General features: G+C 61.4%; 12 protein-coding genes and 1 pseudogene. 6 read left to right on the top strand and 7 right to left on the bottom strand.

Translation table 11 applies throughout. The features are described 5' to 3' along the window. Positions 1 to 16: 16 nt before the first annotated feature. A pseudogene (locus NKJ73_RS05175) lies at positions 17 to 133 on the top strand (alpha/beta hydrolase); the annotation flags it as partial. Positions 134 to 271: 138 nt separating this feature from the next. Here NKJ73_RS05175 and NKJ73_RS05170 read toward each other — a convergent pair. Continuing rightward, positions 272 to 1,690: a DEAD/DEAH box helicase gene (locus NKJ73_RS05170; protein ID WP_352568587.1), complete on the bottom strand. Its 1,419-nt coding sequence runs from the start codon at positions 1,688 to 1,690 to the stop codon at positions 272 to 274. 387 nt (positions 1,691 to 2,077) lie between these two features. Here NKJ73_RS05170 and NKJ73_RS05165 point away from each other — a divergent pair, with 387 nt between their 5' ends. Further along, a complete protein-coding gene (locus NKJ73_RS05165) occupies positions 2,078 to 3,610 on the top strand; it encodes an acyl-CoA carboxylase subunit beta (RefSeq protein ID WP_352568586.1) in 1,533 nt (510 codons plus the stop codon). Positions 3,611 to 3,617: 7 nt separating this feature from the next. After that, positions 3,618 to 4,688: a M48 family metallopeptidase gene (locus NKJ73_RS05160; protein WP_352568585.1), complete on the top strand. Its 1,071-nt coding sequence runs from the start codon at positions 3,618 to 3,620 to the stop codon at positions 4,686 to 4,688. A gap of 44 nt (positions 4,689 to 4,732) precedes the next feature. On the opposite strand, the gene NKJ73_RS05155 is transcribed toward NKJ73_RS05160, so the two are convergent. Together NKJ73_RS05155 and NKJ73_RS05150 are read right to left on the bottom strand one after the other, a co-directional pair. Further along, a complete protein-coding gene (locus NKJ73_RS05155; protein ID WP_352568584.1) occupies positions 4,733 to 6,736 on the bottom strand; it encodes a hypothetical protein in 2,004 nt (667 codons plus the stop codon). Then, entirely contained in the window at positions 6,733 to 8,262 is a 1,530-nt protein-coding gene (locus NKJ73_RS05150) for an NAD(P)H-hydrate dehydratase (protein ID WP_352568583.1), read from the bottom strand. The genes NKJ73_RS05155 and NKJ73_RS05150 overlap by 4 nt, the downstream gene beginning before the upstream one ends. A 357-nt stretch (positions 8,263 to 8,619) precedes the next feature. Here NKJ73_RS05150 and NKJ73_RS05145 point away from each other — a divergent pair, with 357 nt between their 5' ends. Both NKJ73_RS05145 and glnA read left to right on the top strand, forming a co-directional pair. Then, positions 8,620 to 8,958, top strand: a complete 339-nt coding sequence (locus tag NKJ73_RS05145; RefSeq protein ID WP_019857988.1) for a P-II family nitrogen regulator — start codon at positions 8,620 to 8,622, stop codon at positions 8,956 to 8,958. A 54-nt stretch (positions 8,959 to 9,012) separates the two neighbouring features. After that, positions 9,013 to 10,422, top strand: coding sequence for a type I glutamate--ammonia ligase (gene glnA, locus NKJ73_RS05140; RefSeq protein WP_352457514.1), 1,410 nt, complete (start codon positions 9,013 to 9,015; stop codon positions 10,420 to 10,422). Between the two features lie 120 nt (positions 10,423 to 10,542). Here the strand turns inward: glnA and NKJ73_RS05135 are convergent, their stop codons facing one another. Further along, positions 10,543 to 11,583, bottom strand: coding sequence for a glutamine synthetase beta-grasp domain-containing protein (locus NKJ73_RS05135; RefSeq protein ID WP_352568582.1), 1,041 nt, complete (start codon positions 11,581 to 11,583; stop codon positions 10,543 to 10,545). A gap of 317 nt (positions 11,584 to 11,900) precedes the next feature. Here NKJ73_RS05135 and NKJ73_RS05130 point away from each other — a divergent pair, with 317 nt between their 5' ends. Continuing rightward, a complete protein-coding gene (locus NKJ73_RS05130; protein WP_352568581.1) occupies positions 11,901 to 12,095 on the top strand; it encodes a DUF2735 domain-containing protein in 195 nt (64 codons plus the stop codon). 84 nt (positions 12,096 to 12,179) lie between these two features. Here the strand turns inward: NKJ73_RS05130 and NKJ73_RS05125 are convergent, their stop codons facing one another. From NKJ73_RS05125 to NKJ73_RS05115, 3 genes are all read right to left on the bottom strand, one after another. After that, on the bottom strand, positions 12,180 to 14,066 hold the full coding sequence (locus NKJ73_RS05125) for an MFS transporter (protein ID WP_352568580.1): 1,887 nt from the start codon (positions 14,064 to 14,066) through the stop codon (positions 12,180 to 12,182). 185 nt (positions 14,067 to 14,251) lie between these two features. Further along, a complete protein-coding gene (locus NKJ73_RS05120) occupies positions 14,252 to 15,043 on the bottom strand; it encodes an ATP12 family chaperone protein (protein ID WP_352568579.1) in 792 nt (263 codons plus the stop codon). A gap of 2 nt (positions 15,044 to 15,045) precedes the next feature. Next, positions 15,046 to 15,831, bottom strand: a 786-nt coding sequence (locus NKJ73_RS05115) for a DMT family transporter (protein ID WP_352568578.1), incomplete at its 5' end; no start/stop codon positions are given.

Raw genomic sequence — 15,831 nt, 5'->3', positions numbered from 1 at the left:
GCGAGCGATCGTGTTTGCGGGTCGCTGGGGCGCCGCACATGAATTGGTGCCGGTCGACGATACCGGCGACCCGGACAACCACGTCATTGCCGGCGACGCGCTGTCGCCATCGACCACGGCTTTCCTCGCGTAGCGGACCGTCGTGTGGATCGAGGCGGTGGTAAGGTGAACCAAAGGTCCCCAAGCAAGAGGGCGACCGAAGCATCGCTCCGGTCGCCCTCTTCAATCGTGTGTGACCAAGCCAGGCTTGGCCGACCGCAACACGGTCAGATTATGCGGCCCGCGCTGTTGGCCGTTTGCCGCCGAAGCGGCGCTTGTTATTGCCCTTGAAGGGCTTGGCGCCTTCCGGCTTGCGCTCGCCCGCAAAGGCCGGCTTGTCGCCGAACCGCTTCTTGCCGAAGCCGTTGTTTGCGCCGCCGGGCCGCCTGCCGTCGCGACGGCCATTGTGGTCGTTGCGATCATTGGCCGGTTCGAAGCTGCGCTCGTTCTTCTCGGCGGGATTGCGCTGCGGATCGGGGCTGCCGAGATGGTCGGCAACGATCGGCAGCTTGGTGCGGATGATGCGCTCGACCTGACGCAGCTTGCTGTTTTCAGACGGGTCGCAGAGTGTGATGGCGATGCCGTCCATGCCGTTGCGGCCGGTGCGGCCGATGCGGTGGACATAGCTCTCCGCCTCGTCCGGCAGGTCGAAATTCACCACATGGCTGATGCCGGGCACGTCGATGCCGCGTGCAGCAATGTCGGTCGCCACGAGAATGCGCACCGAACCCTCACGGAAATCGTTGAGTGCCTTCTGGCGGGCGTTCTGCGACTTGTTGCCGTGGACGACGGCGGCCTTGAAGCCGTCGCGCTCGAGATCCTTGGTCACCCTGTCGGCGCCATGCTTGGTGCGCGAGAAGATGATGACGGACTTCATCGCCTCATCGGCAAGCATGTTGGCCAGCACCTGGCGCTTCTGCTTGGTGCGGGCAAAGACGACACCCTGCACGATCTCGGCTGCCGCGGTGCTGTGAGGAGCGACTTCGACGCGGATCGGGTTCTTCAGCAGGCCTTTCGCCAGTTCGGCGATCTCGGCCGGCATAGTCGCCGAGAACAGCACCGTCTGACGGTCCGGCGCCGTCGCCTTGGCGATTCGCTTCACGTCGTTGATGAAGCCCATGTCGAGCATGCGGTCGCCTTCGTCGAGCACCAGCCATTTGGTGTCGGCAAGCATCAGGTCGCCTTCACGCACAAGGTCGGTCAGCCGACCGGGCGTTGCGATCAGGATGTCGACGCCGGGCGCAACCTTCTTCACCTGGCTGAAGCGCGAGACGCCGCCCAGCACGAGCGCGGTCGATACATGCGCGCCCTTGGCGAGCAGCTTGATCATCTCCTCGATCTGCACCGCGAGTTCACGTGTCGGCGCCAGGATCAGCGCGCGGGCCGACTTCGGCCGGCGCTTGGTGCCAAGTGCGATGATCTTCGACAGGATCGGCAGCGCGAACGCCGCCGTCTTGCCCGAGCCGGTCTGGGCGATGCCGAAAATGTCGCGGCCTTCGAGCTGCGGCGGGATCGCCTGGGCCTGGATCGGCTTCGGATCGGTAAAGCCGGCGGCATTGGTAGCCTTGAGCAGTGCGCCGGTAATTCCAAGTGCGGCGAAACCGTTCAGTTCCCCAGTGTCCTTACCGGTCAAAGTGTTTTCATTAGTCAAAATATTCTTCTTTCATGCGGCTCCTGGCCGCAAATATCAATGGCGGCAGGGCGCAACCTGCCGTCGAAAACTGTCATGAAACGACAAGGCGGGCGGACGTCATCGTCCGCACGGCTGCGCTGTCGTGCCCGCAGGCTTCATGCCACGGGGCTTTTTCGCCACCTTGCCGACCTGTCGGGAAGAGGGAAAACAGACGCAACCAGTCTCATTCGTCGAGAAGGCCGGATTATCCCGGCCCAAGCGCCTATGCCGCCGCATATGGCCCAGTTCGCATCGAAATGCAAGGGGCCCGATGCTGCAGCGCAGCAAAAGCCATGAGGAAGCGGCGCTTGCGCTCTCTCGCGGGCATGATTACCACAATGCAGCTTTCCGTTTCGGGGACCGGTCATGAAGGACGTGCTGAAGGAACTCGAGCGCCGCCGCGAGATCGCCCGCATGGGCGGCGGCCAGGCCCGCATCGACGCCCAGCACAAGAAGGGCAAGCTGACCGCCCGCGAACGCATAGACGTCTTTCTCGACGAGGGCTCGTTCGAGGAGTTCGACATGTATGTCGAGCACCGCTCGACCGATTTCGGCATGGAGAAAACCAAGATCGCCGGCGACGGCGTCGTTACCGGCTGGGGCACCGTCAACGGTCGCCCGGTCTATCTTTTCGCCAAGGATTTCACCGTGTTCGGCGGCTCGCTGTCCGAGGCCCATGCCGAAAAGGTGGTCAAGGTCCAGGAGATGGCGCTGCGCAATCGCGCGCCGATCATCGGCCTTTACGACGCCGGCGGCGCCCGCATCCAGGAAGGCGTGGCGGCGCTCGGCGGCTATGCCGAGATCTTCCAGCGCAATGTACTGGCCTCTGGCGTCATCCCGCAGATTTCACTGATCATGGGCCCCTGCGCCGGCGGCGATGTCTATTCGCCGGCGATGACTGACTTCATCTTCATGGTTCGCGAAACGTCCTACATGTTCGTCACCGGGCCGGATGTGGTGAAGACCGTCACCAACGAGACGGTCACCGCCGAAAGCCTCGGCGGCGCTTCTATCCACACGACGAAGTCCTCGATCGCCGACGGAGCCTACGACAATGACGTCGAGGCGCTGCTGCAGATGCGCCGGCTGGTCGATCTGCTGCCCGCTTCCAACACGGCGGAAATTCCCGAGATCGAATGCTACCAGTCGGTCACAGATCACGATCTGTCGCTCGACAGGCTGATCCCCGACAATGCCAACAAACCCTACGACATCAAAGAGTTGATCCTTAAAGTTGCCGACGAGGGTGACTTCTTCGAGATCCAGCAGAATTTTGCGAAAAACATCGTCACCGGCTTCGGCCGTATCGAGGGCCGCACCGTCGGCTTCGTCGCCAACCAGCCGATGGTGCTGGCCGGCGTGCTCGATTCGGATGCCAGCCGCAAGGCGGCTCGTTTCGTGCGATTCTGCGACTGCTTCTCGATCCCGATCGTCACCTTCGTCGACGTGCCCGGGTTACTGCCCGGCACCCCGCAGGAATATGGTGGGTTGATCAAGCACGGCGCCAAGCTTCTGTTCGCCTATGCCGAAGCGACGGTGCCAAAGATCACCGTCATCACCAGAAAGGCCTATGGCGGCGCCTATGACGTCATGGCGTCAAAGCATTTGCGCGGTGACATGAACTATGCCTGGCCAACGGCGCAGATTGCGGTGATGGGCGCCAGGGGCGCGGTCGAGATCATCTACCGCAAGGACATCGGCGACGCGGAAAAGATCGCGGCACATACAAAAGCTTACGAGGATCGCTTCCTGTCTCCCTTCGTTGCCGCCGAGCGTGGCTATGTCGACGAGGTGATCATGCCGCATTCGACCCGCCGCCGCATCGCCCGCGCGCTCAGGATGCTGCGCAACAAGGATATGCAAAACCCCTGGAAGAAGCACGACAACATTCCGCTGTGAGGGGTTGATGTCGCGCCTGGTCCTCTATGTAGGAGCGCGTTTCGGCAGGTTTGCCATCCTGCTCTTCGCCATGCCGCTGTTTTGCCCAATACTCCTGTGGTTCTGGTTCCTCGATTGCTATCCGCTCGCTGTCATCGCGACTGGCGTTGTTGCAATCCCGGCCGCGATGCTGGCCATCGTTCTGTTGATCGGGACATTGTTCGCCGGTTTTCGACCCAGCAAGGTGGACGGGATTACTCGGGAATCAGCCCCGAAATTGTGGGCCGTCTGGGAGAGTATTGCCGGCAAACACCGCGCCAGCCGCACGAGCATCATCCTGAGCGACGATCTCAACGCCAGTATCGGTGAAGAGCGGCCGTTTCTGGGCCTGCTTGGTCGCAGGGCAATTCTCACCGTGGGCCTGCCGCTGCTCGCAGCGACCGACCAAAAGGGGTTTGCGGCGATCTTGGCCCATGAGGACGCCCATCTGAAAAATAAAGATACAAATGGCGGGCTCAACCTGGCCGAACTCGAAAAGAGCTTCGATCTAATCTTCGACTTCGCCCCACCGGGAAAAACCGTTTCGGGCAGCCTGTTCTACTGGATGCTTGGCCCGCTGTCGCGCACGCTGGAGCGCGAAGAAATACGGTTGTCGCGGCGGGCGGAAATTGACGCAGATCGTCATGCAGCGATGTCCGGCGATGCATATGAAACGGCGCGCGCCCTGCTGCTGATCGGTGCTGCCAGTGCGTTCTTCGATGACCAAGTGTATATTCCGCTTAAACGTGAACTGCTTGGCACCATGGTACCGCCTCGTCCACCACTTGAAAGAGTTCTGGCGGCCGCCAGTCACCTGTCGAGGCTTCCCATCCTGCAAGAATATGCGCAAAAGGCCTGGGACGCGCCAGATAAGGAAAGCGCGGATCATCCGCCCTGGTCCGAACGTTTGACTGCTCTTGGATTTAGCTCGGCTCCAGAGATAGAACCAGTTCTGGTTTCCGCCTTGTCGAGCCTGCTGAGCGATGAGATCGTCGCCGAACATGTCCGCCATTTCGACGGCGAATGGACATCGAAGATCGCCGACTATCTCGATCGATAGCTATCCACCTGAAACTATAGCGGCTAATGCGCAGTCGGCGCAGGCTATTCCGCTTCCGCCGCTCCGAACCCGGCCCCCCTCGTCGCGCGGACAGCGCCCGACCATGGCGTGGCGTGATTGTCGATGCGCATCTGGAAGATAAAATAAGTCGGCGAGCAGAAGCCGATGCCCTTCACTTTGCCGATACTGGGTGTATCGGGCGGCAGCGACTGGCACATGTAATCCTCGCGGCAGAAATGGTCGGCCGAACAGGCGGGACGATTACCGCGATTGACGGCGCCGCCGAGGCACTGGTCGAAGTTATTGGTCGCCACGCAGGTGTCGAATTTCTTGCCGCCGACCAGTCCGCAAATCTCGTTCGGCATCGGCTTGCCCGTCTTGAAGGCGGCAAAGCTGCGATCCCGGTCGTCGCAGCCGCGATAGGCGATACCCGCCGGCACACCGATCTTCGGCGGTCGGCAGGTGTAGGCGGCGCGCGAAATGCTTGGCGCGAACGCCGCGAACTGACCGGTGATGGTATACCGGTCATTGAAAGGCTGTGCCGGGTTACTGGCGATGGATCCCGTTAAACAGGGGTGGCCGGAAAACATGTCTTCGCTGTGCTTGGGCAACAGGCATTGCGCCAGCTTGGTGCGTACGCCGGACGAGGTCGCCAGCGGCGTGCAGACGGTGCCGGCGCCGCATTGCCAGGTCGCGCCGAAGCGGGCCGCATCCGCCGGCATCAGGCACGGCATCGCCATCTCGGCCGGCGAATAGGCGATTTCGCCGGCATCGTTCCAGGTCGCCGGCGGCGCGAACGATAACGGGCGAAAGCGGTTCGGTTCCTTGCCGTCGGCAGTCGCGCGCAGCCAGGCGACGCGGCGCGGGATGTCGGCGTGGAGATGCGGGGAGATGCCGACCTCGATGCGGTTGAGCGGCGAGGTCGTCTTGTCGTCGAGGCCGATGAAATGGAAGCCGGCGGTCGAGCCCGCCTGATGGCAGCCCTGGCAGGCGCCGTTGTCCAGCCGCTCGACCAGTGCCTCCGGCGTGCGCACCAGCTTCATTGCAGAGAAATCGACACCAGCGAAATCCGCGGACTGGAACAGTGGCGTGAACAGGTGGTTGGCCTGCCTCGCACTGCCGAAGGTCGACCAAGAGATGACCTTCCTTGCCAGGAATTCCTCGGGAATCTGGTAGACGCCGAGATCGACCGCCGCGACATTGGTGCGGACATAGTCGGCAAGTCTTGCTTTCAGCGCAGCGTCTTCGGCGAGACGTGCCGTATCGGGCGTGTTTTCCAGCGGCTTTTCGCTGGCAGCCGCTCCGTCCATGCCGAAAATTCGCATGAGATAGGCAGCCTGCCCGCCGAATTCGGTCTCCTGGCCGGAGGGGAAGCGCACCACTTGCCCATTGAGCTCGAGCTGCTTGAAGGTGAGCGCCGTCCTTTCCAGCGGCCCACCGGTCAGCCAGCCGGCATCGACGCTCTCGTCGACTTGTGGTGCCCAGCGTCCGGCGACGCCGACACAACCGCCGTCGGCATCCGGCGCGGCATCGTAGACGGCACTGAAATTGAATGGCAGGCGCGAGGCCAAAACCTTGCCGTTCTTCTTGAAGCTGTAGGCGAGGCGATAGATGAAGCGCACTTCGCCGCAACTCGTGTCGCCTTGCAACGCGGCGAAGTCGCGCCGGTCGAGCCGGTTGACGATGCCGACGAGGCGGAAGCGCGCGGCATCGGTCCTCAGCCAGCGCATGTCCATGACACGGCCAACATTGCCGTCGGTCACCTCGTAGAGCGGCCGACCGCCGGCCTTCATCTCGGCCCGCAATGCTGCGACGTCGCTTGCAATCGTTTCGACAATCGCGTGATAGGCCGGAGCCTTGTCATAAAGCGTCTTCAAATCGCCCTTGCCATCGACGCCGAAAATGCCGGCGAACCCGTAACCGTTGCTGTCGAGGGCGGCGAGAACGGCCGGGTCGTCGACGATCGTCAGCGGAGTTTCGGCGTTCGCAGCCTGCGCCATGAATACGGCGCTGACGATCGCAACGAGCAGCGTGAACATGCGGTTCATTCGGCAGCTATCCCGCGACTTTCGATAAGCTCGCGCAGGACCGGCACTAGCGCCGGCGGCAGGTCCTCGGCGATCAGCCCCGGTCCGAAACGGCTGCCGGCCTCGGCATGGATCCAGACTGCCGCACAGGCCGCTTCAAAGGCCGGCATGCCCTGCGCCAGCAGCGCGGCGATGATACCCGACAGCACGTCGCCCGAACCGGCGGTGGCCAGCCAAGGCGCGCCATTGCCGTTGATCGCTGCCCGGCCATCGGGGGCCGCAATCACAGTGTCGGCACCCTTGTAGACGAGAATGGCGTTGGCCCGTTCGGCTGCGGCGCGTGCCTTAGCGAGTTTGGACAGGTCCTTGTCCCCGGCGATATCTGAAAAAAGCCTGGCGAATTCGCCGTCATGCGGCGTCATCACCAGAGCCGGCGCGCTCGGCCGGCTGGCGGCTTCGAACAGGGCATCCGGCGCGTCGCGAAACGATGTGACGCCGTCGGCGTCGAGCACCAAGCCCTCAATCCCGCCGCCCTGCCCATGGGCGCCATTCACCACGGCCAGGGCGAATTCGCGCGTCTTCTCACCAATGCCAAATCCCGGGCCGAGCACGAAGGCCGATGGTCGGCGACTGCCGACGAATTCGTCCACATCCGCGACAGTGTCTACCTTGCGCAGCATGATCGAGGTCAGATGCGCCGCATTCACATGGATGGCGTTCGCCGGCGACAGCATGGTGACTGCCCCTGCCCCGCTCCTTGCCGCGGCAAGCGCCGACAGCCGCGCAGCACCCGTCGCCGACGGCCCTCCGGAAAAGACGCCGACATGGCCGCGTTTATACTTATGGGCGTCGACGGCCGGAACCGGAAAGCGGCCAAGCCAGAGCGCCGGAATGTTCTCGAATGTTCGTGGTTCAAGCTGCGCAACAACACTGTCGCTTATGCCGATATCAGCGAGCACGATTTCGCCGCACAGCTCGCGCCCCGGCAACAAAAGATGGCCTGGCTTTTTTCGCGCAAAGGTCACGGTGATTCGGGCGTGGAAAGCCTGACCGAGGACATTGCCGCTCTCACCGGAGACGCCCGACGGCAGGTCGACCGCGACGACCGGCGAATTCAACTCCGCCACATTGTCGATCGCCTTGGCGGGGTCGCCGGATAGCGGCTTGGACAGCCCCGCCCCGTAAAGCGCATCGACCACGATCGAGCCCGTCTCGGCAACGAAATCCGGCAGCGGCCGAGCTTCAACCGGGCACTCCGAGGCAGCGACTGCCGCATCGCTGCCGCCTTTAGGCGATCCGGACGCCCATACCGAGACGTCGACGGCGCTCTCCCGAAGGATGCGGGCGACGACATAGCCGTCGCCGCCATTGTTGCCGGGGCCGCAAAGCACATGGACGCGCGTTGCTTTCGGGTAGCGCTTGAGCACCACGGCAGCAACCGCAGCGCCGGCATTGCGCATCAGGCCGATGCCGTCGAATGGACCAGCGGCAATCGCCAGCCGGTCGGCCTCGGCCATTTCGGACGGAGAAAGAAGTTCGTGGCTCATGCGGGCGACATGCACATCATCTGCCGAAGCATTGTCCAGTTTTTGATCCGACGCAAACTACGAAGGTTATGAAACACACCGGCTATGCCCGGAGCGGCGAGGCGCAGGTCCACAGCTGCCCATGAAATATCCGATCTGCCCATTTTTTGTGCGGACGACGGGACCGGCGGTGTGTAGGCTCGCGGCGTTCATGGCGCATCCGACGCAGGGAATGACGCGAATGTACATTCCGCGTAGCATGGTATCCAAATCATGTGAGCCCACCCGGCACCCCATCAATTGGCACAGTTCGTGCTTGATTGAGGCGCAAGCGGGGCTCACAACCCGTCTTTTTTGGCAGTGGAGGCCACTTTTTACATGAAAAAGATCGAAGCGATCATCAAGCCGTTCAAGCTAGACGAAGTGAAGGAAGCGCTTCAGGAGGCCGGCCTGCAAGGTATCACCGTTACCGAGGCCAAAGGGTTTGGCCGCCAGAAGGGCCATACCGAGCTTTATCGCGGCGCCGAATATGTCGTCGACTTCCTGCCGAAGGTGAAAATCGAAGTCGTGCTCGGCGACGATGCGGTCGAAGCCGCGATCGAAGCCATCCGCAAGGCGGCCCAGACCGGCCGCATCGGCGACGGTAAGATCTTCGTCTCCAATATCGAGGAAGTGGTGCGCATCCGCACCGGCGAAACCGGCATGGACGCCGTCTGAATTTTCCCGTTAAAAGGCCATGTTCAAAACGTCATCACATAGGGAAGCAGGGACATGACGACAGCCAAAGACATCATGAAGCAGATCAAGGACAACGACGTTAAGTTCGTCGATCTGCGCTTCACCGATCCGAAGGGCAAACTGCAGCACGTTACGATGGATGTCGTCGAGGTCGAGGAAGACATGTTTGCCGATGGCGTCATGTTCGATGGTTCCTCGATCGCCGGCTGGAAGGCGATCAACGAGTCTGACATGGTGCTGATGCCGGATTCCGATACGGTGCATATGGACCCGTTCTTCGCGCAGTCGACCATGGTCATCCTGTGCGACATCCTCGATCCGATCTCGGGGGAATCCTACAACCGCGATCCGCGCGGCACCGCCAAGAAAGCCGAGGCCTACATGAAGGCCGAAGGCATCGGCGACCAGATCTTCGTCGGCCCGGAAGCCGAGTTCTTCGTCTTCGACGATGTCAAGTATAAGGCCGACCCCTACAACACCGGCTTCAGGCTGGATTCGACCGAACTGCCGTCCAATGACGATACCGACTACGAGACCGGCAACCTCGGTCACCGGCCGCGCATCAAGGGCGGTTATTTCCCGGTGCCGCCGGTCGATTCGGCGCAGGACATGCGCTCGGAAATGCTCACCGTGCTCGCCGAGATGGGCGTGCGCGTCGAAAAGCACCACCACGAAGTGGCCGCCGCACAGCACGAGCTCGGCATCAAGTTCGACACGCTGGTCCGCAACGCCGACAAGATGCTGATCTACAAATATGTCGTGCACCAGGTCGCCAACGCCTATGGGAAGACGGCCACTTTCATGCCGAAGCCGGTGTTCGGCGACAATGGCTCGGGCATGCATGTCCACCAGTCGATCTGGAAGGAAGGCAAGCCGACTTTCGCCGGCAACGAATATGCCGGCCTGTCCGAGAGCTGCCTGTTCTACATCGGTGGCATCATCAAGCATGCGAAGGCTATCAACGCCTTCACCAACCCGCTGACCAACTCCTACAAGCGCCTGGTGCCGGGCTATGAAGCGCCGGTGCTGCTCGCCTATTCGGCACGCAACCGCTCGGCCTCGTGCCGCATTCCGTTCGGCTCGTCGCCGAAATCCAAGCGCGTCGAGGTCCGCTTCCCCGATCCTGGTGCCAACCCCTATCTCGCCTTTGCGGCCATGTTGATGGCCGGCCTCGACGGCATCAAGAACAAGATCCACCCGGGACAGCCGATGGACAAGGATCTCTACGACCTGCCGCCGAAGGAATTGAAGAAGATCCCGACCGTCTGCGGGTCGCTGCGCGAAGCCCTGCAGAGCCTCGACAAGGACCGCGGCTTCCTGAAGGCCGGCGGCGTCTTCGACGACGACCAGATCGACAGCTATATCGAGCTCAAGATGGCCGAGGTGATGCGCTTCGAAATGACGCCGCATCCGGTCGAATACGATATGTATTATTCGGTGTGATCCGGATCCTTACAGCCAAACAGAAAATACCCCGGCGGAGATGACGCCGGGGTTTTTTGATGTAATGCGATGGGAAAGAATGTTACGGCGCGGACCCGAGGCCCGCGCCGTGAACGTTGCTCACGCCGCGGCCGAAACTTCGGCGCTGGTAGGGACGGAGGCGGTCGTCTTCAATATCTGCGAGGCGATCTGGTAGGGGTCACCCTGCGAGTTCGGGCGGCGATCCTCGAGATAGCCCTTGTAGCCGTTATTGATAAAGGAATGCGGCACACGGATCGAGGCGCCGCGGTCGGCGATGCCGTAGCTGAACCTGTTCCAGGGCGCGGTCTCGTGCTTGCCGGTCAAACGCTTGTCGTTGTCCGGCCCATAGACGGCGATGTGATCCATCAGGTTTTTGTCGAAGGCTGCCATCAGCGCCTCGAAATAGCCCTTGCCGCCGACTTCGCGCATATAGGCGGTCGAGAAGTTGGCATGCATGCCGGAGCCGTTCCAATCGGTGTCGCCGAGCGGCTTGCAGTGATATTCGATGTCGATGCCGTACTTCTCGGTCAGGCGCTGCAACAAATAGCGCGCCATCCACATCTGGTCGGCGGCCTTCTTGGAGCCCTTGCCGAAGATCTGGAATTCCCACTGGCCTTTGGCCACCTCGGCGTTGATGCCTTCATGGTTGATGCCGGCAGCAAGGCAAAGGTCGAGATGCTCCTCGACGATCTGCCTGGCGACTGAGCCGACATTGCTGTAGCCGACGCCGGTATAGTACGGGCCTTGCGGCGCCGGATAGCCGCTCTCGGGGAAGCCGAGCGGGCGGCCGTCCTTGTAGAAGAAATATTCCTGCTCGAAGCCGAACCAGGCGCCCTCGTCGTCGAGGATGGTGGCGCGCTTATTGGACGCATGCGGCGTCACGCCATCGGGCATCATGACCTCGCACATAACGAGCGCGCCATTGGTGCGGGCCGGATCCGGGTAGACGGCGACCGGCTTCAAAACGCAGTCGGAGCTGTGGCCCTCGGCCTGCATGGTCGAAGAACCGTCGAAGCCCCACAGCGGAAGCTGGTCGAGCGTCGGAAACTCGGCATAGTCCTTGACCTGCGTCTTTCCGCGAAGATTGGGAACCGGGGTGTATCCATCGAGCCAAATGTACTCGAGCTTGTATTTCGTCATTCTAGCCTCTCGTTGCTTGATCACCGAACCCTGGATGGCGCCGGGGCGAGCCGGCCTATCCAGCAGCCGACCTGCCGGATTATCAAAAAGCAATTCGTGTGCCATTCTCGCCGGCGACGGGTGCGGCAAAGTGAGGTCGCATCGGCGCAAAATTGCCGGGCCGCTGCAAGGTGCGCTGGGATCACTCACAAGCATAGTTTGCATAAATAATGTGCAACTAGTGATCTTTTTATAATCATATTGCCTAATTCGATTGCTGAACCTATCTTGGGAAAAGGTTGAATCGGCTAGGTTCTGTCGAAGAAAGGAAACCGACAATGGAAATCACTTCCACTCGTCAGTCGGCCAAAATCCTGATGTTCCCGGTGGCAGCGCGCGTGTCTGCCTCAAATTTAAGCGGAAAGGCTAAGTTCGCGGCAGAACTTGCTTCTTTGCGCAACCGCACGGATTTCGGAAGTGCCTGGTATCATGAGGCAGCGATCGAGGAAGCGAAACAGGATCGGAAGAGCTAGGCTTCTCCGTCCGCGTATTTGATAAATTGGCAAAGCCCGGCGCGATCGCTCGCGCCGGGCTTTGCTTGAGCCGGGACAGGTCGGCTACTGCTTGGTGTGCAGGTCTGTTCCGAGGGTATCCCTGACGAAGATCATGCCAATGATCAGCGACATCGCTGCAACGGCGACCGGATACCAGAGGCCGTAATAGATGTTGCCCTTAGCCGCGCTCAGCGCGAAGACGGTCACCGGCAGTAAACCGCCAAACCAGCCATTGCCAATATGATAAGGCAGCGACATGCCGGTGTAGCGGATGCGGGTCGGGAACATCTCGACCAGGATCGCAGCGATCGGCCCGTAAACCATGGTCACGTACAGAACCAGGATGAACAGGATGCCGATGGTCAGCGGCCAGTTGATCTGTGCCGGATCCGCGAACATGGCAAAAGCGCCGGACGCGGGAATGTTGTAGACTGTCACCTCGGTTGCGCCAGCCGCTTCTTCCTTGGTCAGGATCTTGTCAGCGACTGCCTTGTCTGTCGGGACGGTCGTTTTTTCGCCGGCACGAATCGCGGTGGCATCGAGTTTAAGCTCGGGATTGGCAGCCACAAAAGCGTCGAGCTTCTGGTCGGCCACTTTCGATGCCGCACGCTTTAGAGGATAACCTCCATCCTGTAAGGCGATATTGATTGCCTTGCCGAAGGCTGTGTCCTTGGCCTTCAACTGGTCGCCAGCCGCGACCGCGTCATAGGCTTCAGCCGTTTCGTTGCCGATCTTGACCGTTGCAGCAGTTCCGGGCGCGGCTGTCGTGACCACATCGTATGGCACGGAACTCTTCGCAAGGAATGCCGTGGCAACATCGCACGAGCTGGTGAATTTCCATGTTCCGGTAAGATTGAATTGGAAACTGCAGTCGCCCGGTGCGGCGGTGACGGTTGCTCGAACATTTTCCTGCGCGGTAGCTAGAGTGGGATTAGCGGCGCGGGTCAGTGCCTTGAACAGTGGAAAGGTGGTGACGATCGCCAGCGCCAAACCCGCCATGATGATCGGTTTGCGGCCGATCTTGTCGGAGAGCCAGCCGAATACGACGAAGAAGATGGTGCCAAGCGCCAGCGCGATCGCGATCATGATATTGACCGACTGCGGATCGACCTTGAGCACGTTCTGCAGGAAGAACAGCGCGTAGAACTGGCCGTTGTACCAGACCACGGCCTGGCCAGCGGTAAGGCCAAGCAACGCCAGCAATGCGATCTTGGCGTTTTTCCACTGGCCGAAGGCTTCGGACAGGGGTGCCTTGGAGCCTTTGCCCTCTGCCTTCATACGCTGGAAGGTCGGAGACTCGGCAAGTGACAGGCGAATCCAGACCGAGATGGCGAGCAGGACCGCGGAAACCAGGAACGGAATGCGCCAGCCCCAAGCTGTGAAATCTTCCTTGCTGAGGGAATTCTGCACAATCAGAATCACGATCAGCGACAGGAACAGGCCGAGCGTTGCGGTGGTCTGGATCCATGAGGTGTAGAAGCCACGGCGGTCATCTGGAGCGTGCTCGGCGACGTAGGTCGCGGCGCCGCCATATTCGCCGCCAAGCGCCAGACCCTGGAGCAGACGGAGCGCAATCAGCATGATCGGCGCGGCAATGCCCCAACTGGCGGAGCCGGGAAGCACGCCGACGAGGAAGGTCGACAGACCCATGATCATGATGGTGACAAGAAATGTGTACTTGCGGCCGACGAGATCGCCGATGCGGCCGAACACCAGGGCACCAAGCGGGCGAACGATGAAGCCTGCGGCAAACGCCAGAAGCACGAAGATATTTCTCGTTGTTTCCGGATAGGAGTTGAAGAATGCGGTGCCGATCGCGGCCGCCAATGCACCGTAGAGATAGAAATCGTACCATTCGAAAATGGTGCCGAGCGAGGAAGCAAAGATGACCTTCTTCTCCTCGCGCGTCATGCCGCGGCTTGTTTTGCCGGCGGTCGATGCCATTGCCATGAGCGTATCCTCCCGTGTGATTCTGCCAGTCCTCGATGCGGCACTTCATCGTCCGCGTTTCCTCGCAACGCAGACTCAGTGCAGCCATCAGTGCAAAAAATGACAGAAAGCAGTGCCCAGAGGCAGACCGCCTTTGGGATTATGACTTTGGTCTAATGTGCAGTGCGAAATCGCAGGTAGTGCCGTCAGCCTTTGAGAGCGTCGAGCAGTCCGACTGCCGCCATCATGTCGCGCTTGCGGGCCGCGCGGCGCGCGAGCGCCTCGGCATCATGGCCCCATTGCTCGGCCTGCCAGTCCTCGTCGACATGGCCGGCAGCCCAGGCCGCCTCGCCGTCTAGCTCGCCGACATCGACGGCCAGCGCCAGCAGCGCCGATCCGGTCAGCGACGTCATGACGTGGATGGCGGCAAGGCGCAGCGGATCGGCACGTTGGGCAAGATGCTGGCCAAGCAGCGCGATACTCTCGCGCGGCTGTTCGACATGGATCACGCCTTCGGCGAGATGGAACCGGGCGCCGAGCGCGCTGTGCACCCAGTCGATGACGGGATCCCAATGCTCGTTCTGCCGGTCGACGAGTCCTTGGGGCGCATCGGCGCGGTAGCAGAGCAGATCGGACGAGGCAAAGCGCAGGATGTCCTCCAGCACGGCCTGAGGATCACTGGCGACGCCATCGATTGCCGTATCGACCAGACGCATCACCGGCATCGTCACCGGGTTGATGGTCTCCTCCTGTGCGGCGAATTCCTTGGCGACGAGTGCAGCCGCCTTTTCGGTCGGCAGCGCCAGCAGCGCCTTGGCCGGCGTGCGGACGGGCTTGCCATCGAGATGGACGGCAAAACCGTCTTCGACCGGTGCTACCGCGACGGTCTTGTAGAAGCGCTTCGGCAGCGGCGTCTTCATTTGGATCTGGGCGCGACGCACCGGGTCCGGATCGGAGAGCTGCTTTCCAGCTTCGAGGTCGTTCAATATATCGCGCATGCTCATCCGGGACTTTGTTTTCGGGCCGGCCGGTTGACGATGATGAGTCCGGCGGCGATCAGGGCGAGTGCCAGGAAGATACGAACGGTCAGCGGCTCGTTCAAGAACACGGCGCCGCACAGCACACCAAACACCGGCGACAGGAAGGTGAAGCTCGACAGTCCAGATGCAGGGTAGCGCCGCAGCAGCCAGAACCACAGCACATAGGTGAAGGCGACAACGTAGACGGCCTGGAACAGCAGAGCCAAGGTTGGCAAGACGGTAAAGTTGCGGACGGGCGGCCCGGCAAAGGGCATCACCAAAATGCCGACGACGGCGGCCCCGGCCAGCTGATAGAGCAGCAGCTTTTCGGCGCTGGCCGTCACCAGCTTCGACCGCTTGATGACGATATTGGTCACGGCCCACAGAATGCCGGCACCGAGACTGAGCAAATCGCCGCCCAATGTTGCGCCGCCATTGGCGCTCAGTTTATCGGAAAACACCGCGATCAGTCCGGCGAAAGCGAGCAGAAGACCAACCAGCTTGCGTGCCGTGATGCTTTCGCCCAGCAGGAAATGGCCGCCGACCAGCATCCAGAACGGCATGGTGTTGACCAGCAAGGTATTGCGCACGACAGTGGTGTGCTCGAGCCCGACATAGAGAAACAGGAACTCGAGACCGAAAAGCGCGCCTGCCAGGATGCCGGCGAGGAGGGTCTTGTCGGGCGTGAACAGCGCAATGCCGCGCCAGCGGCACCAGCCGAAAACACACAGGCCGGCTATGTCCGAGCGGGCGATGGACAGGAAAAC

The organism is Mesorhizobium sp. M0074 (genome assembly GCF_040322975.1).
Lineage (GTDB): Bacteria > Pseudomonadota > Alphaproteobacteria > Rhizobiales > Rhizobiaceae > Mesorhizobium.
The sequence above is the reverse complement of the archived record's forward strand: the minus strand, read 5'-3'. Positions and strand labels throughout refer to the sequence as shown.